Here is a 20,158-nt window from a genome sequence, read left to right as displayed (position 1 = left end):
CCATTGTATGGTAGAATCGCGATTTCTACTGTTGTGTGGACTTTGCATCCTCCTTTTAGGTGTCCTCCTATTATCTTCCCGTTTTTGTTGGCTACTGCCATGTGTACGTGTATGCCATTTATTGTGATTGTACCTTGCATGGATATTATCTCAAGGGGGCCTTCGATTTCTACTATTTTTTCATCTGCTAACCTTAAAGTGGCTTTTTTAAGGCTTCCGACACCTGATATTATTATGCCACTATCCTTTATCTTTAAAAGTTCCTCTTTTAGGTCCTGGGATGGTCTTATTCTCTTGACTATCATGATAAAGACCCAATTTTTTTGGTAAACTATTTATTGGTTTTCACATTTATTTTATCCTATGAGGTCGAGGCCGAGGGATTTTGTATATACTGTGGATGATCTTTTCTTCGCAACTACTTCATATTTGCACCCTAGGGATCGTATAATCGCATTTTTAAGGTATATACCTGATCCTGGGGGCGAAAGGTCGAGGGATGGGAGAAGATATTCTAAGGTGGACTCAGAGGGGGCTTACAGGTTCCTCGAGGAGAATTATCCAACTTATTTATATGAGGCTGAAAGTATTGGGAAGATCATGTTAGCAGTCCCCCACGAGCTTATAGAGGAGATCATGACACCAACAAGACGGTTAAAGGAAATAATGGAGGAGGGACCCTCGGATGAGCTGCTTGAGAAGGTTTTGATAATAGCTGACGCCTTCCACGAGGAAGCCTCAATATCATTTGATGATATGGGGGTTTCTGGTTCTATTCTACCATCATTGCATGATCCTGAAAATTCAGATATTGACTTCGTTATTTATGGTCTTGAAAATCATAGGAAAGCCCTTGAAGCATTCGCTCAACTTAAAGATCATGGCCCATTTAAGAGTTTAAGTGAGGATTATTGGCTGAAGGTTTATAAGAAGCGTATCAAGGATAATAGTCTGAGTTTTGAGGAGTTTTGTTGGTATGAGGAGCGTAAAAATAATAGGGGGCTTGTGGACGGCACATTATTCGACATACTCGCAACTCGTAGTTGGGATGAAATAGAAGGCTCATGGTCTGATACGGTATATGAGCCCCTAGGTAGGATAAAAATAAAAGCTAGAGTCTATGATGCCATGGCAGCATTCGACAACCCAGCCATTTATAAAGTTGAGGATGTCAGCATCCTAGAGGGTCCAAGGGTGGATATAGATGAGGTTGTGTCATTCACCCACACCTATGCCGGCCAGGCAAAGGAGGGTGAAATGATAATCGCCAAGGGCGTGCTGGAAAGGTATAGTGGTGCAAAGGAAGGTTATAGGGTGGTTGTGGGAACCACAAGAGAAGCCCTCAACGAATATATAAAGGTGAATTATCCCATCTTCTAGTTTTTTTTATATGGGGGTACCGTCGATAAGATTAAATAGTAGCCTCAATTTTGTAATATTATAGTGGTGTTTTTTATGATTGTGAGGGTTTCTTTGATATCAGAGTATCTATTCTGCCCCTTTAAATTATACCTGAAAGAGGTTGATGAGGAGAATATACAAAGGAGTAGAATGGCTAGGGGAGCTTATACAAGTTTTAAGGATCTTATAGGTGAAATATTACCATTGATACGCAGGGAAATGGGATTTAATGAAATAAGGGATATCCTAAAAGGAGAGGTTGAAAGGCTAGCGCCAACGAGTGAAATCAAAAAGATCCTTGAAATGGAGGCTGAGTTGGAGTCAATCAAAATTAAAAGGTTCATGGACGCGACCGGGAAAGATGGATGGGAACTTAAAGAATTCATAATAAATCCTAGCCTAAATAATTATAGGATCCATGATGATAGTCTAGAACTTTCTGGGAATGTTCACAGGATTGAAATCATCAGGGGAAAATATTATCCAATTAAGATTAAAGTGGCACTGCCACCATATAGGGGTGTTTGGGATTCAGACGCCCTCGAAGTAGCCGCATACGCACTATTAATAGAAAAAGAGTTTAAAAGCGAAGTTCTCCTAGGATTCGTGGACTACATTCCCGTGGGCGAAAGAAGACCTGTTATCATCGACCAGACCCTCAGAGAAGACCTCCTCACCATCATAGAAGAAATAAAGGGGGTGCTAATGGGGGAAAATACACCAACAAAGAATCTAAACCCTCGAAGATGCGAAAAATGCAACTACAATAACATTTGCCCAGAAAACCTATAAGATCTTTATAAAAAGACAAATATATATAAAGAAATAAATATAATGTGGTGGTTGAAAATGAAAGAAGAACTTCTAAAAAAATGTGAAAATATAGAGGATCCCGATATCCTAAACACATGTAAAGTCCTATTAGAGTTAATGGAAAAAAAGAAGGTGAAATTAGAAGAAAAAGAAGAAAGTTACCTTGAAATGGCTGAGAGGATAAAACCATCAGACGTCCCCAGAGTACTGGAACTCGCCCTCCGGATAAGGGAAAGCAAAGACATAAAGGATCCTGAGATAAAAAACACCGCAAGTAGGCTTATAAGAGCCATAGAGATGAGCTAAAACCGCTTACCCCTCACCTTCCTTATATCAAATATGGCTGTGTCAGCTACGGCCATAACAGCCATAACACCTGCTTGTATGGGATCAGTAACTACAAGATCCGCTTTTTTAGCGACACTACCAGGCATGTTAAGACTTATCACAATAATATTCTGCTCTTTTTTTATTTTCTCCACAGCCTTGCTTATTTCACCACCCATAAGTGAACCTGCAAGGACAAGTGCTCCAACCCTTGGTAGACGTCCAACAGCCAACACGGCCTCTGCAAGTTCTTTCTCTCCAACGAGTGGTATTGTGTCGACGCTTATCCTCTCACCCCTTATATTGTGCCTGTCAGCCTCGCTTATAGCACCCATGGCAACCTGTGAAACCTGCGCCCCACCCCCAATGATTATTATACGCTTTCCATAAATATCCTCAAGGGGCCTGTGAACATCAACATCTAAGACGCTTTCAACGGACCTCAAATCATCTATAAGCCCCTCTAGATCCTCAACATCCTCCAATTCCAAGTATATGGATCCTACTTTATCCTCTTCCACGTAAAGGTAAGCATAGCTTATATTTATACCCTTCCGGGCTATCCTCTCAGTTATCTCACTGAGAACTCCTGGCCTTTCAACCGTTTTTATACTGATAGCAGTTACAACCATAATATCCTATTCTAATTTGGATTTCTCCCTCTTCCAGAGGCTGAGGTAATTATCCTCATACCCTACGGGGGTTATTCTAAGTCCAAGTTTCCTGTGCTCTTCAATCCAATCCTCATCAAAGACTGGTACCTCTATTTTTATGTGCTCATCAGTTGGATTCACAACTATAAGGTTCCGGTATGGGAAATCCCATTCTACTATGTATCCTCCAAGGCTTATAATATGGTGAGGTCTTATAACCATCTTCATCTATACTCAACCCCCTATTATATGAATGCTGCCAGGAGCGCCACAACCCCAAGTATCGTCGCCCCGAAAGTCACAGGATAAAATTGTTTAAATGTGAAGATTGGGGCGAAGGCGCTGAAAGAGGCCATTAGCATGGGGAATAAAACCGCCACGAGGATATTAACAAGTATGCCCCATGTGAATATGGTTGGTGGCATGCCCAGGAACAATACTGAGAATAGTATGGCGAGTGTGAACATGAGAAAACCCCTCATTATATAGATTAGTGCACGCCACTTGGCAGCATATTCCATGTATGGGCCCTCGATGACATCCGCCTTCGCCTTTATGATGACAAAGGGATACTCATTAAGGAGTATAATGTATCCTATAAAGAATACTATGGCTCCTATTACACCAGCTACTGAAAAGAGTATCGGACCATTTATCTGTTGATAGGCCACTATATCCCCGAGGAATATGCTCCTGGAGATGACTGCTGGGATGAATAATGCGATATATAATGGGAATGACCCGAATGCTATTAATCTGAATGCTCTCATGGCACTTATATCCTCTAGGAAGCTTCTTTGCACATTAGGGTGCTTAGCACCCTTGGCGAGGTCTGGGAATGGCATCCTAAGGGACATGACAGACTTTGAAAGGGAGCCCATGAAAACATATATAACTTCTTCTATCTTCAAGAAGCCTACAATTGCAACTATACTTGCAAGAGCCCCTAGATGGTAAGCTTCGGGGAGTGTGAAGAGTAAGATAAAAAATACGGATAATAATCCGATAAGTGGTAGTGAATTGTATAATCTTGGCAATGGTGAATATGGTTTTATGGTCTGTTTAAAGAAGAATTTTAGGGGTGCCATTATACCCGAACTTGAGATGGGTGGGCCTATTCTCTGCTGGATCCGTGCATGTATCAGTTTCCTTTCAAGGCCGGGGAGCCAGAGGCTGACTATGAATCCGATGATGATGGTCCCAATGGCACCTAAAATATGTTCCATTATGATCACCCTTTTTAAATTTTGACTATTTCTATTGCACGATCTGTACAAGTGAAGCAAGGATCGCATTGCACTATCCCAAGTTGAGCGTCTGTTATATGATGACCTATAAGGGCATGTTGCATGGCACCTATATTAGCCATTGAAGGTGTTCTGATCACAACATTCCTAACCCTACCATCTTCGAGGGCGTAGGAATGGTATAATGTGCCCCGTGGGGCTTCAACATAACTTTTTGTTATATCAGTGTCTTGCATTTCCCAGCTCCTATCCACGACAGCCCCCTCTGGGAGATTATCTAGGGCCTGTCTTATTATCTTCACGGATTCGAAGATTTCGAAGACCCTGACTAGGAGATTGGATTTCACATCACCATCATCCTGTGTGATAATATCAAATTCAAAGGGGTCGTAGCATTCCATTTCCCTGCGCAAGTCGAATTCCACCCCCGTAGCCCTTAATGTCGGCCCTGTTACCGCTAGTCTGAGGGCGTCCTTTCTGCTGAGCGGGCAGATGCCGGTTATGCGTGACATTATCATTGGATCTGAGGTGAAACGATCTGCGAACTCTTTCACCTTTTCTCTTATGTAATCTATGCCTTCTCTTATTTTCTGGGTTTTCATCTCATCTAATTCTGCCCTTGGTCTTACCCCCCCGATGATTGGGACACCATATTGGACCCTGTTGCCTCCTATCATCCTTAGAAGTTCCATCACTGTCTCCCTTATATAGAATAGTCTCATGGAGAATGTTTCATGTCCTAGGACCTCGTTACCGTGGGCCAGGTATAGGAGGTGGCTGTGTATTCTTTCAAGTTCGGCTACTATTATCCGTATATAACTGGCCCTTTCGGGTATTTCGATCTCTAATCCTTTTTCCGCGACTAGGACTGAATTCCATAAGTGCACACCAGAACATATCCCACATATTTTCTCTGTGAGACTGTTGGCCTTCTCTACTGGGAGTCCTTCCATTATACGCTCCACTCCCCTATGATTGACGCCTACTGTTATCTCAGCGTCTTTAACTATCTCATCTTCCACGAAGAGTCTGGCACGGTATGGTTCTATGGCAGCTGAATGGACTGTTCCCATGGTGATCTCAGTTTCTATAACATTTCTATCCAAATTTTGTCACCCCTTAAGATTATTTGGCTTCTAGGAGTTTCGGTAGTATGGACACGACACCAGATAATACATCCTCTGGCCTCACTGCGCATCCTGGAACCTTAGCATCTACTGGTATTATTTTTTCCACTGGTCCGGCGATTTCTTCTGATGGTATGTCACCGTGGATGTTTTTATAGACGCCACCCATGAGAGCGCATGCACCCGCTGCTATGACAAGTTTTGGCTCGGGTATTGCCTTATAAATCTCCTTTAGTGGTTTTTCGTTTTGTTTGGTCACTGGTCCGGTTACTATGAGCACATCTGCTTCCCTGGGATTCCATGTCAGGAATATCTTGTACTGTTCCGCGTCATATTTTGGGGAGAATACTGCGTTCACGATTTCTATGTCGCATCCATTGCAGCCACCTGTATATACTAGCATTGCGTGGATGGCTCTGGCCCTTGCATATGATCTGATTCCCAATTAAACTCCCCCTCACTCTCTTGAAGTTTTTTCACGTTCTAGGATGCTTTTATCTGATAAGAATTGGGTTATGAACTTCAGTTTCTCGTCGGGTATTTTGACGGGTTTTTCGATGACTTCTTTAACATCAAATTCTACGATGCCCACATCATTTGGGTGTATTGTCCCAGGTTCTCCGAATAGTGCATATAATGGGCAGAAATCATGACAATAGTAACAGTAGACGCACTTTTCAGAATCTAGTACTGGTATTTGCTTTTTGATGAGGCCTTCGACTATCTCGATCGGTTTTTCAAGGTCTTTCATTTGGACGGCTCCTGTGGGGCAGGCATTTGCACATCCTCCACAGCCAATACATGGGATTTCAGCTACTTTGGGTGTTGGTTCAACTTTTCCGGTGAGTATTTTCTTTCTGAGTTCCATGTCTGTGACTCTGTCAGCGGCGAAGAATATTCTCTTGATGTTGGTGTAGGCGCCTTCTAATAGTATCCTTAACAGGTTTTTCATAATATTATCCTCCTTTTATTTGGAGAGGCTGAATTCTCTTTCGGATAGTATGGCCTTGGCTGGGCATATGTTGTTGCATGCTCCACAGTAGACGCACTTGTCTTCATCCACTACCATTATATTCTCTGGTGTTTTTGTTATGGCATCCTCTGGGCATGTTTCAATGCAGAGACCACACTTTATACATAATCTGTCGTCTATTAGGGTGAATCCATCCTTTATTGACTTTTTGCGCATTGTGGTCTTTGGTATGGCGTCTGTTGGGCAATGTATCCCACATTTTTCGCATAATATGCATTTATCGAAATCGACTTCGATGGAACCCTTCTTGAGGGTTATTGCATCCTTTGGACAGACCTCTGCACAGGTTCCGCAGGATATACAATCCTCAGAGACCGTACCATCCCATTTGACTTCTTGGAAGCTGCGTGCCTCGTAAATGTCACAGGATTCTACACATTTTCCACAAGATACGCAGTATCCTTTTAGTCTTCCATCAGGTCCGAGTCTGAGTGTGCCTACTGGGCAAACATCTAGGCATGGTTTTTCTTCGCATTCTTCACATAATGAGGGATCATAGCGTATTTTACCATCTACCATTTTAAGGGCGCCGGTTTCACATACACTTGTACATAAGCCACAGTTCAAACAGGAAACTATGACCCCTTCTAGTTCTTTTTCGGGTTTTCTTATCTGGACGGTGAAATCATCAGTATAGATTGCATTGTTTGGGCATTCTTCCATGCATTTGAGGCATAATGTACACTTTTCAGGGTCTATGGTTGTGTCTTTTATAGCCCCAACCGGGCAAACATCCTCGCATACCCTGCATTCGCTGCAAAAGCCTTCTTCCAAATCTACGATTATGGCTCCTGTGGGACAATAATATTGGCATCTTCTACATTTGGTGCATTTTTCAGGGTCTGTTATCACATTTGTCCTTTTAACCTCCTTTTTTAAGGGCTTTCGCCTTTTGGGTATTTTAACAGCAAAATCTAGGGCTTCGAGGAATTTTAATTGGCGTTCTTCTATGAGGTCGAATGCGTCTATGCGCGCGTTAACAGGACAAGCTTCCTCGCATAATCCGCATCTGGCGCATATCCCCTTCACGATATTGTCTTCTATTTTTATACTGTTAACCGGGCATGTGTATTCGCAGATGCCGCAGAGGTTACATTTTGCCCTGTCGATGACGAATCCACCATACTTGTTTTGTTGTATTGCCTTATTTGGGCATGCATCAGCGCATGCGCCACAGGTGATGCAACTGAATGCTTTCCCATCGATTAATCTTATAGCATCTGTTGGACACGCCTTTATGCATTCACCTATACCTTCACATTTTGCTGTTGTGATGAACATAATCCTTACTCTCCCATTTTAGCCTCTTATGATCCTCCCTAGTATTATACCAACGAATGCTGCTATGAAACCGCTTGCTAATGGCAGATCATGGTAGTATGGGAATGGGCCTAGTTGCCATGCCATTAAAATTGCGGCTATAAGGATTACAATATAGGATGATATGGGAAATTTTACTTCTTCATCTTCTTTTATCCTTGTTCCGAGGATGAAACCTATTAGGAATCCGAAGAGGCTTGGACCAACATATAACATTTGCTTCCCCCAGATTATTCTCCTTTAAATTCTAGGAAGGTTATGACAACGGCGCTCAAACCCACCAGCACTTTCAATCCAATTAATATGTTCAGGTATGGTATTATACCCGCATGTACTGCGTCCGGGTAATTGAAAACACTACCTATGCTCGCTGGCAGGAGATTATACAAGTCCACTCCTATATTGTAGAGGAAGTAACCAGAGAGTAGGAGGCCGGCCAATCCAAGGAGTATGTAGCCTATAGCCCCTATGCTCTCTAATGTTGCCATGAACCTGTGCGTGAATTTGAATGGTGTATTCTCGAATCCGTAGACTATTGCACAGAATATGAATCCTGCTGCTATGATCGCGCCACCCTGGAATCCGCCACCGGGGGTTATATGGCCTCCTAGTATTGTTGAGATTCCAAGGCATATTATTATTATTGATGCCGGGAATGCGAATATTTTGAGTATGGTGCTCATCCCTATTTCCCTCCAAGTTCTACTTTCCCTCTTCCAAAGATGAGTAATGTTACAATAACCGCTGTGACTAATATTAGAGCCTCTCCGAGGGTGTCATATCCTCTCCAGTCGAATACGACAATTGTAACCATGTTGGGGGCTATCCTCGTACCCACATAATTGTATATGTAACTTATACCAGGATTAAGAACCTTGTATAGGCCTATTATGGTATCAAAAAATGTGATTCCAAAAATGGCTAATGAAAATGTTGCTATAAGACCCCTGATCCCTTCAAACATTTATATTCCCCCAGTAGAGTAATGTTATTAAAACTCCGAAGGTTAAGATGACATAAAATATCATCTTATAAAAGGAGTCGGTTTGCTCCCTGCGTAGAATAACTGTGATGGGTGTCATTGAAGATAACATGACCCCAACCAATAAGAGGAAAAGTACCATTATGTAAATATTTAGTTTCCTTATCATTAGTATCGCTAGGAATATTGTGGATACGAGGGTGAGTTCAGCTGTTAAAACAGCAGAGGCGGATATATTCGTCACCCGCGCCTCCATCCTAGTCTTCTCTTCTATCTCCCTTATCTTCTCGATTATAGTATCATATAATGTCATGGTCTCCCCCCTCATTATAGCATTAGCAGTCCATGGGTTATGCTCCCAAATTGTGAGGTTGCAAGTTGTGGCAGTATACCGAGTATTGTGCAGATCACCAACAAGATTATCATAGAAAATATCGTGGAGGAGGGTATCCTCTCAGCTTTAACTTCAAGGCCCCTTGGCTCCGGTTTTAGATAGATTGAATAATATGCCTTCATAAAAGTCATGAACGTGACTATACTTAACAATATCATTATAATGGCAAGTTCGGGGAAACCAGCGCTTATAGCAGATTCTATAAGCATCAATTTGCTCTGGAAGACATTAAATGGTGGTATGCCAGCCATTATAAAACCTGCCAGGATCATGAGCCCGGCCACGCCAGGTTTATACTTTAAAAGACCTCCCAGTTTATCTATTTCACTTGTCCCTGTCTGGTAGAGTATTGTCCCAAAGCCCAAAAAGAGACAAGCGGTCGCCAGCGCCTCGTTCACAGCCTGGAAAAGTCCCGCTGTTATGCTCATAGTAGTCCCTAATCCCAATCCTATTCCTATATAGCCTAATTCTCCAACTGCAAGGAAACCTATCAAACGTTTGAAGTCTGTCTGCATGATAGCCATGCTAATACCAAGGGCCATGGCTGCAATGGAAAATATGATAATAGCCCACCTCACAACCGGGATATAATAGAATAATCTGAGTATGATAACGCCCAGGGCTACAAGGGTGAACACTGAGAATGCTTGGATGAGGGAAGCCGCATGAGGAAGGGCCTTACTGTACAATCCAGATTTTATAGTGTGGAATGGTGGCAAACCTGACCCATAAAGCCATCCGAAAATTATTAGACCCGCGGCTGTTAAGAATATTGGATTGCCCGGGTCTATGAGCCCCTTTTTCATGGTGAATATCATGTCTGATATGTTAACACTCCCCACAGCACCTAATAATAGGGCCACGCCCAATAGTAGCATTGGCGCCGCGACGCCTCCAAGGAAAAGGTACCTGAGGGCCATTTTATAACTTCCTTTAATATTGGAGAAGAGTATGATGCCGGCTTGTGAAATAGCAGCTATCTCAAAGAAGACATACAAGTTGAATATGTCATCTGCTAATACTATGGCTGTGACAGCCGCGGTGGCCATGAACATTAGGAAAGAGTAAACCCCGGATGGTTTTTTAACCTCGTTTAGTGATGTGAAAATCGCGAGAAACGCTACAATCCCCAGTATAAGAATGAATATTCTCTGGGCGCTGTTGAAGATGTATGTTATTGCGGGGTGGAATTTGGCTAAATACGATCCTGTGATATATGCTGGCAGATACTTTGCGATGGTGGGATTCTCTGCGATTGGTGGGTATCCTCCGAAATAGTAGACTCCATAACTTGCAATTAAGGGGATTATTGGTAGTATTATCGCGACGGTCAGTGCTAATATTTTGATTGTTCTATCCTTTTTATGGAGTAGGTTCAAGAGTAGACCGCATAGGATTGGTAGTATCACCATCAGGGCAATAAGGGATTTCATATGTTCCTCTCCTATCATATTTTTTAGTCTTCAAGTATCTTTGATGAAAGGCTACCATGTCTATGGTATAGTATGATTATTATGGCTAGCATGACTGCGAGGGTGCTTGCACCGATAACTATACTTGTAAGTACGAGGGCGAATGGTAGGGGATATGATGCGTTCTGTGCGAACCATGAACTTGACATTCCTGGCACGTAAATATATACTATGCCACCAGGCTTGTAGCCTAGCGTCACCAGGAAAAGGTTAACACCGTCACTTATAAATGAGAGTGCTATCACCTTTTTTACGAGGTTGTCGATGAAGAAGACGCCTATGATCCCGATTAGGATTAGGCTCGCTGCCGTGAAGAATGATGCTAATTGTACTGGGATCATTCTTCCATCCTCCTAGTCTTATAGACCGCGAGTGCGAAGAATACTGGTATTATCGCGGATCCCACGATTGCCTGTGTAAGGGCAACATCTGGGGCTAGCAGGAACTGGTAAAGGAATGCCATGGATGCTCCTGGGATACCTGTTAATATGGCCGCCTTTAGAAGGTCCCTTTGGATTAGTGCCAGTATGGCTCCTAACAATATTATGATCATTATCAGATATTCAATCATGGTCCTCCTCCCCATAATAGTATGCGTTTGCGATTGCATGGGCTGCGAATGGTGCTAGTATAAAGTATGTGGCTGCGAGAAGCGGCTCATATAATGTTAAAAGGGCGATGATACATGCGAGATCTGCTACGCCGAGGATGTGTATCCTCGCATATAGGACTCTGGGGACATCATCCTTAAACCTTAGAATCCCCATTGCACTCATCAGTAATAGTATTGATGAGATTAGTAGAATGGCTGATCTTATTATTATGATAGGATCCAATTTTGTTCACCCCTTCAGGACCTTTGCAAATGCTATTGTGCCTACTGGTCCGAGTAGTACGAGGGCATAGGCGATGTCTCGGCAGAATCCTATACCATGGATTTTGTTTATGAGGATGAGTATTGTTGCCACTGCGATACTTAATGCTGAGACTCCTACAAGGCCCATTGCTATTGTTTTCCTTGTGGCGATTCTGACTGCTGCGATGATGAATATTGCGAGGGATGCGAGGAATATATACTCTGATATTAACAGTAGATCCAAATCTAGTCCCCCTATTCGAGCATCTTTTTGATGTAGGGTTCGAATGGTATTATTTCCTCTTTTTCTTTGGGTATTATCGTGGCGACTTTTAATAGTCTTTTTTCTGGGTTGAGGTCTATTGAGAGGGTTCCGGGTGTCAGGGTTATGCTGTTCGCGAGTATGGTTTGTGATATTGGACGTTCTAGTATCGTTTCGATTTCAACCACCACTGGTCTTATGTCCCCTGTTAAGACCATTTTAGCCACGTTTAGGGCTGATTTAAGGATATTGTATATTAATATGATAAAGTAGGCGATTCCATAACCGATTCTTGCTATGGACATTGTCTTTACTCCCATCAATCTGATAATTAACATGATTATTTATAATAATATAAATTTTTCTATATATCATCTAACAAAAGAATTTTTAAGGGATGAACTTTCACCTCCAGATCCTATGGACCCCAGTATATATAATCTGAAAAATTTTATGCATTGTATCATCCACATAATTGATATCCCACCCCACATCCTCCATTGGAAAGTTTATAGACTTTTTCCACAATCCCTATACAATGTTTAACTTTCGGCGAGAAGTCCCCCTCTAAGGGGAATGAAAGCCAAAAAGTTTATATACTTGTTCTTCTGCCATATTTTTTGTGCTTACCTCCAAGCAAAGGGTTGAGATGCAGTGTCCTAATCCATAACCCTGTAAAATTGTAGGGTTGGGACAACCCGAATTCACACCTGTGGAGACCAAGCGTCGTTGAAGCAGGAACCCCCTCCCATTAAGAGGGGGTAGTTCACAAAATCACAGATAACATGAAAAATACCCACCCACTATTCCATGGGAGACTAATCATAATAAAAATCCTCTCTATGATTTTCATCCGAATTATTAAGTGGATTATCCCCCACAACCCTAATATTACCCAATACTCTAAGTGCAAGGGCCACCAGTAGCATCATTTCAGGATCAACTGTGAACGAAGTGCTAATGAGAAAGTAGCAACCCACAAAATCCCCTGGGCAACCATGGCCTTATTGAATCCAAATCTTCAACTTGGAGAAAACAGCACCCCATAGGTGTCCTCCATATATTATGAGCTTGAGATGCCAGCAGATTCCATCAAGTGCTTTGCTCCATCTTCTAAGTATCCTCCTATTCTTTGCCCTCCAATCAAATCAAGTGTATAATGTTATATGAGGCGCATATGATCCATATTATTATCAGGAAACCTCCAAGGCCCTTTTTAAATGTTCTGGTTGAAAATGGTCTCAGAAATTTAACCCCACTAGGCGTGTATAAATCCAAGATCACATGACTTATAAAACCCATCAAAAATGGCCCCATAATATTATAGAGGTTCAAACCAAGGAATGGTGTGAACAGGACGCCTAAGACGCCCAGAAACGTGAATGGGATTAAAATTTTCCTATCAACGAATATTAACCCTGAGAAGACCAATATCAGGGCGAGGGATTCCCTTTCATCAACACCAAAAGCCCTGAAAAAGAAATAAGAACTTATAACAAGGAGTGTCAGGAGAATTGACAGGATAAAAATGCAAAGTATTGAATGGCTAAAACCCCTATGACTCGAGAGATAAAATATCATCGCCAAAACCATCAAAAGAATCCCAATAAGATATGGCAAGCCAAGCAAATAAAAGATTATCAATGTTAAAAGTCCAATAAGGAATATGAGAGAAACCCTCCTACCCTTAATCGGATGGTCAAAATCTGGAATTGAAGAGCCTAAAACGCTAAGTGCAAGGGCAAATATGTTCTGGAAAAAGAATGGTAAACTAAAAACTAGGGCAAATATCACATGCTTTTTATAGGAGGACATGCCAACCACTAGATCACATTAAAATATTTGAGGAAAGCTTTCATTTGAAGAAGCGACCTTTCAAGGCTTCCAGGGGCTAATGAGCCATTCTCAGATACGACCTCACAAGTAACCGCGCCCACACCACCAAGATTGCATTCATCCTCAAGAGCGCCTTTATAATGTGAAGCTGCAGTCTCATAGGCTATAACATCTGATGAACCCATTCTACTTATATACTTTGCCATCAGGTAACTTCTCCTACAAGGTTTCTTGGAACAGAAGATACTCTCCCTCCCAGGGTTGCTCCTCGGCGCGGTTGAATGGAAATCCCCAAGAGCATCCACACCTAAATCAACCGCAACCTTAAATATTGTATTCGTCACAGAACCTGGAGCATGGGAAGAACGGTTAAGATCAACACCCTTAAACCAGCGGGTATTATTCATAGTCGACCATGGCGCTGCAAAGGGTATGATATAAACTGTCCCCATAATATCCAGGGGAGCAAGAAACTTAATAAGTTCAAGACTCGCAAGCTGCGGCGGAATCTCATTACCATGAACACCCGCAGTTATCATAACACGGGGCCTCCCCTCCCCCAAGGCCACTATAGGGGTTCCCCTCCTAGAATACTCAGATAATACCCTAAAGGATGGATTAACCTTAAAATAATCACCTATTAGGATATTTTTTTCCAAGTGGCCGCCGGAGCCCCTATAGATAATCTTAATATCTAGGGGATCTAACACCATTCACATCCCCCACAAATTAAATTGTTAGCCCATAAATATAATAGCATGGATGACAGACTCAACCTTCAAGAATATTATTCTAGGTGATCTAATGGATAAAGTTGTCCTTGCATTTAGTGGAGGCCTCGACACATCAGTATGTATCAAGTTACTCGAAGAAAAATATAACATGGAAGTTATCACAGCATGCGTGGATGTTGGACAACCACGTGAAGAAATCAGAAGACCGGCCCAGGTCGCGAAAAAACTTGGCAACTATAAACATTACACGATAGATGCCAGGGAAGAATTTGCAAAGGATTACATCCTCAAGGCCATAAAGGCCAACGCATCATATGAAGGCTACCCATTAAGCACGGCCCTTGCAAGGCCACTCATAGCCGCTAAGATAGTTGAGGTTGCCAAGGAGGAGGGAGCATCCGCGATAGCCCATGGTTGCACTGGTAAGGGGAATGACCAGTTCAGATTCGAAGCCATTATAAGGTCGATGAGCAACTGTGATGTTATAGCACCCATAAGGGATCTTAACCTTACAAGGTCTGAGGAAATAGAGTATGCAAAATCTTGTGGAATACCATTACCACCAAAGAAACAGTATAGTATAGATGAAAATCTATGGGGGAGAGCCATCGAAGGCGACATCCTAGAAGATCCTATGGTAGAACCCCCAGAGGATGCCTTCAGTTGGACAAGACCGCCAGATGAAACCCCAGAGGATCCCAAGACGATCCAGATAGGATTTAAGGAAGGAGTCCCCCACGAGATTAACGGGGAGGAAATAGAACCTGTCGAACTTATAAGAGAAGCTAATATTATCGCAGGAAGATATGGGATCGGCAGGGTGGATATAATAGAGGATCGTATTATTGGGATGAAAAGCCGTGAAGTTTATGAGACACCAGCCGCCCTACTCTTAATAGAGGCTCACAAGGCCCTCGAACAGTTAACATTAACTAGGAATGAGCTTAGATTCGCTGATATGATAAGTGGCATTTATTCAGAGCTTATATATAATGGTTTGTGGCATGAACCCTTGAGGGAGGATCTTGACAAGGCTATTGACCATATGCAACGTCGCGTTACCGGCACAGTTAATGTGAAATTACATAAGGGTAATATGAGGATCGTTGGGAGGGAATCACCTTACAGCTTGTATAGTGAAAAGATTGTCTCATTCGAAGATAAAAGTTTTGATCAGCGGGAAATGAAGGGTATGGTTAAAAATTATGGGTTACAGGCTAGGTTATACCAGAAGTTGTTGAGGGAATAGACATGGCCCTTGGGATGAAGTCGATCATCTCAGAGGCTGTGAAACCATAACCATACTCTTCTTCGGCCAGTTCCCCTGCCCTACCATTTATGAAGGCCGCCAGTGCAGCTGCATCCATTGTTGATAATCCTTGGGCCCATAATGATGCTGTGATACCCGCAAGACAATCGCCGGTTCCTCCTACTGTCATCCCAGGGGTTCCTGTGGTGTTTAATCGCACTTTTTCGCCTTGGAATATCATGTCAACTGGTCCCTTTAATAATACAAGACCCTTTATATTGTTCGCTATTGAATGATAGGCTGTAACCTTCTCTTTAAAGTCTTTGATGATGATTGGAGACTTTAGTGAGAAGAATTTTTTGAATTCTCCCTCATGTGGTGTTAAGATAATATTATGGTAATCTTTGATGGTGTCCTTTTTTATTAGTTTTAATCCGTCAGCGTCTATGACAATGGGTTTTCCCATTTTCATGATTTCTTGGACCAGTAGGTCGAACGCGTCCCCTGTCTCGGGTTCTAGACCCCCACCACAGCCTATTAGGATGCAATCAACCCTTTCTACCATTTTAAGCATCCCTTTTAGCATTTTGGTGTTGATGTGATCTCCTGGGAATCCCTTGACGATGAGGTCTAGTGAATATGATTTGATGGGTATCATGGCAGATTCGGGGCATGCTATTGTCACAAGATCTGCACCAGATTTGAGGGCGGCTAAACCTGCAAGTGCAGGGGCCCCTGAATATTGAGCACTCCCACCTATTATTAGTATTCTACCATTTTCTCCTTTATGGGTTGAGCTTTTCCTCTTGGGTAATCTTAGAAGGTCTCCTGGTCCTGTGAATATTTCGCACATGGGTGGTATCCCTATATCAGATACTATTATCTCCCCTGTAAGTGTGGGATCCGCCATCTTTAGGCCATCTTTCATCCTATGGAATGTCACTGTATAATCTGCTTCAACTGCAACATCCGCTACTTCACCTGTTTCGGGTTCAACGCCACTTGGTATGTCTACCGCTACTTTAAGTGCCTTGGATTTGTTTATGAGTTTTATGGCTGATCTTATAGGTTCTCTTAGCCTCCCCTTTATGCCTGTACCTAGGATGGCGTCAACTATCACACTCGTATTTGGTGGTTTGAGTTGGGATGAGTCCCTGATTATCCTGAGTTCTAATGGGGCTGGGGAGAATTTCATCTTCTCTAGGACTTCCCAGTTTTTTTTAGCCTCTTCTGATCTTACCCTTGAGGGGTGGGCTAATAATATAACCTCTACTTTGAAGCCCATGTTTAGGAGGTGTCGTGCAGCCACGAAACCGTCACCCCCATTACCCCCAGTACCTGCGAAGATTGTTACGCTCCCACTGTCTATTAGCTTGTTTATCTCCTGGGCAACTGCCTTCCCAGCATTCTCCATTAGTGAAAGTCTGGGAATCCCAAGATATTCTGCATTTAAATCCGTGACCATCATGTCAATGGGTTTCATATTTATCAACACCCAAAAGGGATATATTCATTAATGGTGATATTAGTTTCAAGGAAGATTAAGTTTTTCATTTGAGGTTTTGTCCCATGCCCCCACAAAAACCTAGGATTTCACGATGGGAATCTGCTGTCGAATACATACAGACCATGCCACCATCCATATTTTATTATGCAATGTTAGCACTCATCATATTACTCATATATGGTGTTATCGGTTCTATTTTGATCATGGGTCTCAACTTTTATGATGCCATCTATTTTACCATAGTCACCCTCGCAACTGTAGGCTATGGAGACATTGTACCCCATACCATCTCCCAGAAGATTTTCAGCGTGACCCTTGCAATAGGTGGTGTGGGCCTTATAGCATATGTTTTTACTATTGGTGTGACGGTGGTTGCCATGACATTAGAAGAAACAGTTTCAGGTGCGAAGATCCGCAGGATGATGAAGGCTATGGAAAACCATTTTATATTATGTGGTTTTGGAAGGGTTGGATCAGCCACATTTAAAGAATTGAGAAAAAGGAAGCATAAGGTTATCATAATCGAAAAGGATAGGACGCTTGTTGAAAAGGAATTATGGGAGGATCCTAACATTCTCGCAATTCCTGGGGATGCTACAGATGAGGAATTATTAAAGGACGCTGGGATTAAGAGGGCGAGGGGTATCATCATAACAACTGGTGATGATGTGGATAATCTCTTTATCACGCTCACTTCCCGGGAACTCAACCCTGATGTATGGATAGTTACAAGGGCGAGTAAAAGGGAGAACATAAAAAGATTATACAGGGCTGGGGCTAATCGTGTCATCTCACCAGAGATAAGTGGGGGGGAAGACATTTACTTCGCGGCTATGGAACCTACAATGGTGAAGATAACAGTAAAACATGAAGTCAAGGACATAGAAAGGGAAACAGAGATCATAATAAGGAATGGTTGCACAATCGAGGACATAGAATATCATCTCCCAGAATTTAAAAGGCCCCTCATACGGAAAGTTGAGGTTTCGGAAAGAAAGCAACTAGAAAAGTTCTTAAAGAGTCTCGAGGAGGATGCTCATCGCAGAAGCTCCCTTGAAAGGATCTATGAGTCAGTAAGTGGCATACACTCCCATTGGATCTCAGGACCAGATAAAAAAACCCTAGATAGGGTGGTTAAGGAATTGGAAGAGGAAGGATTGCTCCTAGGAGTGAACCTTTCAGAGGAGGAAATAAAAAAAGTAGCCCGTAAACATGGCCGCCTTGTGGAGGTTATAATAAAACCGGAGATGACAATAGTAGAAAATCATGGCGTTGAAGATATAGAAAAAGAAGCAGAGATCATAATAAGGAATGGTTGCACACTCGAGGACATAGAATATTATCTACCAGGCTTCAGGGAACCATTAAAACGGGAAATACACGTAGATAACATAGAAGACATGAAAAGGTTTGTCGAGGCTTTGAATAAGAATCCTTCAAGGTATGAGGCCCTTGACAGGCTATACACGCTTTCTGGTGGGGGTGTGCACAGCCACCGTGTCTCAGGGCCTGACACAAAAAGCCTTGAGAGGGTTGAAGATGAGCTTAAAAGGTGCGGATTCCTTTTGGGTGTCAATCTTAGCCAGAAGGAGATAAAGGATCTGATCCAAAGATCTGGTAGGGTTGTTCAGATCCTCGTAAAACATGACGTTGGAGTCATTGATGATAAGAGGATAATAGTGGAAAATGGTGGTAGGCTACTTGACTCATCTCATTATCTGCCTGGTGTAAGGCAAATTGTAACAAGGAAATTGAACATTAGAAGTTTTGAGGATCTTAAAGATTGTGAAAAGGAGCTTGAAAATCCAGATGCTAGAAGATCCCTCACAGCACTCTATAAAATATCCCGTAACATACACTCACATACCGTGGCAGCCCCTGACGTGAAGATCATCAAGAAAATAGAAACAGAACTAGAAAGGGAGGGTTTGCTTTTAGGTGTGAATCTTTCAGAGGATGAGGTATGGGATATTATAGAAAAAGAAATGGTTGAAAAATTTTGTATAGACTAGAATAGTTCATGGAGTTTTATCTGGTAAGCTCCGAGTTTTCCACCATAGTTTCCTGCGCTGATCTTCTTGACACCTGGTACTTTACATGCTGCCTCTATACCCCTCCTGGTAGCCTCCTTTACGGCCTCTTCGTTAACGCCGTCGATGACTATCTCATAGACTCCGTTTACATCGGCTGGTATCTGGCTGCCCTCAACTTCATCCTTTAGTGTGACGCACATTTTCTCGTTGGTGGACGCGTCAAGGAACTTGTACTTGTTAGCCCCGACCTTGGATCCTGAGGCAACTACTCCACCAGGGAATGGTGTTATAACACCATCAACCGCTTCTATCGCATCAACCGCGGCCTGGGCTGCTAAAAGCGCGGATCCTTGGCTGTCGCCTAATATGAAGAAGTTTCCACCGGCAACACCATCTTTTATCCCGAGTTCGCTTTCGATTAAGAAGTCGCCGGACATTATAGGGATTGAATGGACCTTCCTACCGGCTATTTCAAGATCCTTCTCATAGCCGTCTCCAAAGAATTTTAATTTGAATCCGACATTCAATTTTTCATCAGGGTCCTCCAGTGCATCGTATACCGCGGTGGTTGGTGCGGTGAGTATACCCATCCCTATCCTCTCGAGCAGTTCATGGTCTAGGCCCTTCCTTGTGGGGTTGCATATCATTATGGTGTATCCTGGTCTTCCATCGGGTGTCTCTTCGGGTGGTACATATGAGTCTATACCCGCCTCTGCTGAACATCCTATAACAGATGTCCCGTAGCCTGTTGCCTCTGTAGCAGCTATCTTCGCAAGTTTCTTGGTCGCTGCTGTGACAAGAACCCTTGAAACCTTAATGTCGAAGGCTTCTGCGAATGTGTCCTCTATCTCAACTCCATTTATCTCCATAATATATCACCCACTTCTATGATTATATACAGAGATAATAGTA

At 42.6% G+C, this 20,158-nt stretch carries 27 protein-coding genes and 2 pseudogenes; 6 read left to right on the top strand and 23 right to left on the bottom strand.

Translation table 11 applies throughout. From position 1 onward, the window contains the following. Positions 1-20 precede the first annotated feature (20 nt). Positions 21-305, bottom strand: a pseudogene (locus tag MTTB_RS01045) (PPC domain-containing DNA-binding protein); the annotation flags it as partial. A 58-nt stretch (positions 306-363) separates the two neighbouring features. Between MTTB_RS01045 and MTTB_RS01040 the strand changes: the two are divergent. The 3 genes from MTTB_RS01040 (at position 364) to MTTB_RS01030 (ending at position 2,520) form a co-directional block, all read left to right on the top strand. Continuing rightward, positions 364-1,380 (top strand): DNA polymerase subunit beta, encoded by a 1,017-nt coding sequence (locus MTTB_RS01040; protein ID WP_248564685.1) that lies wholly within the window; start codon positions 364-366, stop codon positions 1,378-1,380. Between the two features lie 75 nt (positions 1,381-1,455). Next, positions 1,456-2,193, top strand: coding sequence for a CRISPR-associated protein Cas4 (locus MTTB_RS01035; RefSeq protein WP_248564684.1), 738 nt, complete (start codon positions 1,456-1,458; stop codon positions 2,191-2,193). A gap of 57 nt (positions 2,194-2,250) precedes the next feature. Beyond that, a complete protein-coding gene (locus MTTB_RS01030) occupies positions 2,251-2,520 on the top strand; it encodes a hypothetical protein (RefSeq protein ID WP_248564683.1) in 270 nt (89 codons plus the stop codon). On the opposite strand, the gene MTTB_RS01025 is transcribed toward MTTB_RS01030, so the two are convergent. From MTTB_RS01025 to MTTB_RS00935, 19 genes are all read right to left on the bottom strand, one after another. Beyond that, the gene (locus MTTB_RS01025) at positions 2,517-3,173 is read right to left on the bottom strand and encodes a DUF5612 domain-containing protein (RefSeq protein ID WP_248564682.1); all 657 of its coding nucleotides are present in this window, start codon (positions 3,171-3,173) and stop codon (positions 2,517-2,519) included. The two genes, MTTB_RS01030 and MTTB_RS01025, sit on opposite strands and share 4 nt — an antisense overlap. Before the next feature lie 6 nt (positions 3,174-3,179). Continuing rightward, positions 3,180-3,422, bottom strand: a complete 243-nt coding sequence (locus MTTB_RS01020) for an energy-converting hydrogenase B subunit P (protein ID WP_248564681.1) — start codon at positions 3,420-3,422, stop codon at positions 3,180-3,182. Between the two features lie 17 nt (positions 3,423-3,439). After that, positions 3,440-4,420 (bottom strand): respiratory chain complex I subunit 1 family protein, encoded by a 981-nt coding sequence (locus tag MTTB_RS01015; protein WP_248564680.1) that lies wholly within the window; start codon positions 4,418-4,420, stop codon positions 3,440-3,442. Positions 4,421-4,434: 14 nt separating this feature from the next. After that, entirely contained in the window at positions 4,435-5,514 is a 1,080-nt protein-coding gene (locus tag MTTB_RS01010) for a hydrogenase large subunit (RefSeq protein WP_248565232.1), read from the bottom strand. Between the two features lie 52 nt (positions 5,515-5,566). After that, on the bottom strand, positions 5,567-6,013 hold the full coding sequence (locus tag MTTB_RS01005; RefSeq protein ID WP_248564679.1) for an NADH-quinone oxidoreductase subunit B family protein: 447 nt from the start codon (positions 6,011-6,013) through the stop codon (positions 5,567-5,569). A 12-nt stretch (positions 6,014-6,025) separates the two neighbouring features. After that, a complete protein-coding gene (locus MTTB_RS01000; RefSeq protein WP_248564678.1) occupies positions 6,026-6,520 on the bottom strand; it encodes a 4Fe-4S binding protein in 495 nt (164 codons plus the stop codon). A gap of 15 nt (positions 6,521-6,535) precedes the next feature. Further along, the gene (locus MTTB_RS00995) at positions 6,536-7,882 is read right to left on the bottom strand and encodes a 4Fe-4S binding protein (protein ID WP_248564677.1); all 1,347 of its coding nucleotides are present in this window, start codon (positions 7,880-7,882) and stop codon (positions 6,536-6,538) included. 18 nt (positions 7,883-7,900) lie between these two features. After that, positions 7,901-8,137: an energy-converting hydrogenase B subunit J gene (locus MTTB_RS00990; protein WP_248564676.1), complete on the bottom strand. Its 237-nt coding sequence runs from the start codon at positions 8,135-8,137 to the stop codon at positions 7,901-7,903. Positions 8,138-8,151: 14 nt separating this feature from the next. Continuing rightward, a complete protein-coding gene (locus tag MTTB_RS00985) occupies positions 8,152-8,604 on the bottom strand; it encodes an MnhB domain-containing protein (RefSeq protein ID WP_248564675.1) in 453 nt (150 codons plus the stop codon). Between the two features lie 2 nt (positions 8,605-8,606). After that, positions 8,607-8,885, bottom strand: coding sequence for a Na(+)/H(+) antiporter subunit B (locus MTTB_RS00980; protein WP_248564674.1), 279 nt, complete (start codon positions 8,883-8,885; stop codon positions 8,607-8,609). Then, a complete protein-coding gene (locus tag MTTB_RS00975; protein WP_248564673.1) occupies positions 8,878-9,216 on the bottom strand; it encodes an energy-converting hydrogenase B subunit G, EhbG in 339 nt (112 codons plus the stop codon). The genes MTTB_RS00980 and MTTB_RS00975 overlap by 8 nt, the downstream gene beginning before the upstream one ends. 14 nt (positions 9,217-9,230) lie before the next feature. After that, on the bottom strand, positions 9,231-10,730 hold the full coding sequence (gene ehbF, locus MTTB_RS00970) for an energy conserving hydrogenase EhbF (RefSeq protein WP_248564672.1): 1,500 nt from the start codon (positions 10,728-10,730) through the stop codon (positions 9,231-9,233). Positions 10,731-10,753: 23 nt separating this feature from the next. Beyond that, a complete protein-coding gene (locus MTTB_RS00965; protein WP_248564671.1) occupies positions 10,754-11,110 on the bottom strand; it encodes a cation:proton antiporter subunit C in 357 nt (118 codons plus the stop codon). Beyond that, entirely contained in the window at positions 11,107-11,340 is a 234-nt protein-coding gene (locus MTTB_RS00960; RefSeq protein ID WP_248564670.1) for a DUF4040 domain-containing protein, read from the bottom strand. Before MTTB_RS00960 ends, MTTB_RS00965 begins: the two co-directional genes overlap by 4 nt. Next, positions 11,333-11,605 (bottom strand): cation:proton antiporter, encoded by a 273-nt coding sequence (locus MTTB_RS00955; protein WP_248564669.1) that lies wholly within the window; start codon positions 11,603-11,605, stop codon positions 11,333-11,335. The genes MTTB_RS00960 and MTTB_RS00955 overlap by 8 nt, the downstream gene beginning before the upstream one ends. A gap of 6 nt (positions 11,606-11,611) precedes the next feature. Then, a complete protein-coding gene (locus MTTB_RS00950) occupies positions 11,612-11,869 on the bottom strand; it encodes a monovalent cation/H+ antiporter complex subunit F (protein ID WP_248564668.1) in 258 nt (85 codons plus the stop codon). Positions 11,870-11,880: 11 nt separating this feature from the next. Next, complete coding sequence (locus MTTB_RS00945) at positions 11,881-12,207, bottom strand: Na+/H+ antiporter subunit E (protein ID WP_345894007.1); 327 nt, start codon at positions 12,205-12,207, stop codon at positions 11,881-11,883. An 823-nt stretch (positions 12,208-13,030) separates the two neighbouring features. Further along, positions 13,031-13,702 carry a metal-dependent hydrolase gene (locus MTTB_RS00940; protein ID WP_248564666.1) on the bottom strand — a complete coding sequence of 224 codons (672 nt, stop codon included), beginning with the start codon at positions 13,700-13,702 and terminating at the stop codon, positions 13,031-13,033. A gap of 8 nt (positions 13,703-13,710) precedes the next feature. Next, complete coding sequence (locus tag MTTB_RS00935) at positions 13,711-13,929, bottom strand: hypothetical protein (RefSeq protein WP_248565338.1); 219 nt, start codon at positions 13,927-13,929, stop codon at positions 13,711-13,713. Between the two features lie 25 nt (positions 13,930-13,954). Here MTTB_RS00935 and MTTB_RS00930 point away from each other — a divergent pair, with 25 nt between their 5' ends. Further along, positions 13,955-14,164, top strand: coding sequence for a hypothetical protein (locus MTTB_RS00930; protein WP_248565337.1), 210 nt, complete (start codon positions 13,955-13,957; stop codon positions 14,162-14,164). Here MTTB_RS00930 and MTTB_RS00925 read toward each other — a convergent pair. Further along, positions 14,146-14,262: pseudogene (locus tag MTTB_RS00925) on the bottom strand (succinylglutamate desuccinylase); the annotation flags it as partial. The gene MTTB_RS00930 and the pseudogene MTTB_RS00925 sit on opposite strands and share 19 nt — an antisense overlap. 265 nt (positions 14,263-14,527) lie before the next feature. Here MTTB_RS00925 and MTTB_RS00920 point away from each other — a divergent pair. Beyond that, positions 14,528-15,706 carry an argininosuccinate synthase gene (locus tag MTTB_RS00920; protein WP_248564665.1) on the top strand — a complete coding sequence of 393 codons (1,179 nt, stop codon included), beginning with the start codon at positions 14,528-14,530 and terminating at the stop codon, positions 15,704-15,706. Here MTTB_RS00920 and MTTB_RS00915 read toward each other — a convergent pair. Continuing rightward, the gene (locus MTTB_RS00915) at positions 15,675-17,189 is read right to left on the bottom strand and encodes an NAD(P)H-hydrate dehydratase (protein WP_248564664.1); all 1,515 of its coding nucleotides are present in this window, start codon (positions 17,187-17,189) and stop codon (positions 15,675-15,677) included. The two genes, MTTB_RS00920 and MTTB_RS00915, sit on opposite strands and share 32 nt — an antisense overlap. Positions 17,190-17,275: 86 nt before the next feature. Here MTTB_RS00915 and MTTB_RS00910 point away from each other — a divergent pair, with 86 nt between their 5' ends. Next, positions 17,276-19,225 carry a 3H domain-containing protein gene (locus MTTB_RS00910; RefSeq protein ID WP_248564663.1) on the top strand — a complete coding sequence of 650 codons (1,950 nt, stop codon included), beginning with the start codon at positions 17,276-17,278 and terminating at the stop codon, positions 19,223-19,225. Here the strand turns inward: MTTB_RS00910 and fhcD are convergent. Continuing rightward, positions 19,222-20,115 (bottom strand): formylmethanofuran--tetrahydromethanopterin N-formyltransferase, encoded by an 894-nt coding sequence (gene fhcD, locus MTTB_RS00905; protein WP_248564662.1) that lies wholly within the window; start codon positions 20,113-20,115, stop codon positions 19,222-19,224. The genes MTTB_RS00910 and fhcD overlap by 4 nt on opposite strands. Between the last annotated feature and the right edge of the window lie 43 nt (positions 20,116-20,158).

This window comes from Methanothermobacter tenebrarum, from assembly GCF_023167465.1.
In the GTDB taxonomy this organism is placed as follows: Archaea; Methanobacteriota; Methanobacteria; order Methanobacteriales; family DSM-23052; genus Methanothermobacter_A; species Methanothermobacter_A tenebrarum.
The sequence above is the reverse complement of the archived record's forward strand: the minus strand, read 5'-3'. Positions and strand labels throughout refer to the sequence as shown.

What these genes read in the sequence shown, in the direction of transcription:
- MTTB_RS01010 (WP_248565232.1), bottom strand. Translation starts at nt 5,514, where the DNA reads ATGGGAACAGTCCATTCAGCTGCCATAGAACCATACCGTGCCAGACTC.
- MTTB_RS01020 (WP_248564681.1), bottom strand. Translation starts at nt 3,422, where the DNA reads ATGAAGATGGTTATAAGACCTCACCATATTATAAGCCTTGGAGGATAC.
- MTTB_RS00945 (WP_345894007.1), bottom strand. Translation starts at nt 12,207, where the DNA reads ATGGGAGTAAAGACAATGTCCATAGCAAGAATCGGTTATGGAATCGCC.
- MTTB_RS00915 (WP_248564664.1), bottom strand. Translation starts at nt 17,189, where the DNA reads ATGAAACCCATTGACATGATGGTCACGGATTTAAATGCAGAATATCTT.
- MTTB_RS00920 (WP_248564665.1), top strand. Translation starts at nt 14,528, where the DNA reads ATGGATAAAGTTGTCCTTGCATTTAGTGGAGGCCTCGACACATCAGTA.
- MTTB_RS01040 (WP_248564685.1), top strand. Translation starts at nt 364, where the DNA reads ATGAGGTCGAGGCCGAGGGATTTTGTATATACTGTGGATGATCTTTTC.
- MTTB_RS00990 (WP_248564676.1), bottom strand. Translation starts at nt 8,137, where the DNA reads ATGTTATATGTTGGTCCAAGCCTCTTCGGATTCCTAATAGGTTTCATC.
- MTTB_RS00965 (WP_248564671.1), bottom strand. Translation starts at nt 11,110, where the DNA reads ATGATCCCAGTACAATTAGCATCATTCTTCACGGCAGCGAGCCTAATC.
- MTTB_RS01015 (WP_248564680.1), bottom strand. Translation starts at nt 4,420, where the DNA reads ATGGAACATATTTTAGGTGCCATTGGGACCATCATCATCGGATTCATA.
- MTTB_RS00985 (WP_248564675.1), bottom strand. Translation starts at nt 8,604, where the DNA reads ATGAGCACCATACTCAAAATATTCGCATTCCCGGCATCAATAATAATA.
- fhcD (WP_248564662.1), bottom strand. Translation starts at nt 20,115, where the DNA reads ATGGAGATAAATGGAGTTGAGATAGAGGACACATTCGCAGAAGCCTTC.
- MTTB_RS00995 (WP_248564677.1), bottom strand. Translation starts at nt 7,882, where the DNA reads ATGTTCATCACAACAGCAAAATGTGAAGGTATAGGTGAATGCATAAAG.
- MTTB_RS01035 (WP_248564684.1), top strand. Translation starts at nt 1,456, where the DNA reads ATGATTGTGAGGGTTTCTTTGATATCAGAGTATCTATTCTGCCCCTTT.
- MTTB_RS00980 (WP_248564674.1), bottom strand. Translation starts at nt 8,885, where the DNA reads ATGTTTGAAGGGATCAGGGGTCTTATAGCAACATTTTCATTAGCCATT.
- MTTB_RS01000 (WP_248564678.1), bottom strand. Translation starts at nt 6,520, where the DNA reads ATGAAAAACCTGTTAAGGATACTATTAGAAGGCGCCTACACCAACATC.
- MTTB_RS00910 (WP_248564663.1), top strand. Translation starts at nt 17,276, where the DNA reads ATGCCCCCACAAAAACCTAGGATTTCACGATGGGAATCTGCTGTCGAA.
- MTTB_RS01025 (WP_248564682.1), bottom strand. Translation starts at nt 3,173, where the DNA reads ATGGTTGTAACTGCTATCAGTATAAAAACGGTTGAAAGGCCAGGAGTT.
- MTTB_RS00975 (WP_248564673.1), bottom strand. Translation starts at nt 9,216, where the DNA reads ATGACATTATATGATACTATAATCGAGAAGATAAGGGAGATAGAAGAG.
- MTTB_RS00960 (WP_248564670.1), bottom strand. Translation starts at nt 11,340, where the DNA reads ATGATTGAATATCTGATAATGATCATAATATTGTTAGGAGCCATACTG.
- MTTB_RS00935 (WP_248565338.1), bottom strand. Translation starts at nt 13,929, where the DNA reads ATGGCAAAGTATATAAGTAGAATGGGTTCATCAGATGTTATAGCCTAT.
- MTTB_RS00940 (WP_248564666.1), bottom strand. Translation starts at nt 13,702, where the DNA reads ATGTCCTCCTATAAAAAGCATGTGATATTTGCCCTAGTTTTTAGTTTA.
- MTTB_RS01030 (WP_248564683.1), top strand. Translation starts at nt 2,251, where the DNA reads ATGAAAGAAGAACTTCTAAAAAAATGTGAAAATATAGAGGATCCCGAT.
- ehbF (WP_248564672.1), bottom strand. Translation starts at nt 10,730, where the DNA reads ATGAAATCCCTTATTGCCCTGATGGTGATACTACCAATCCTATGCGGT.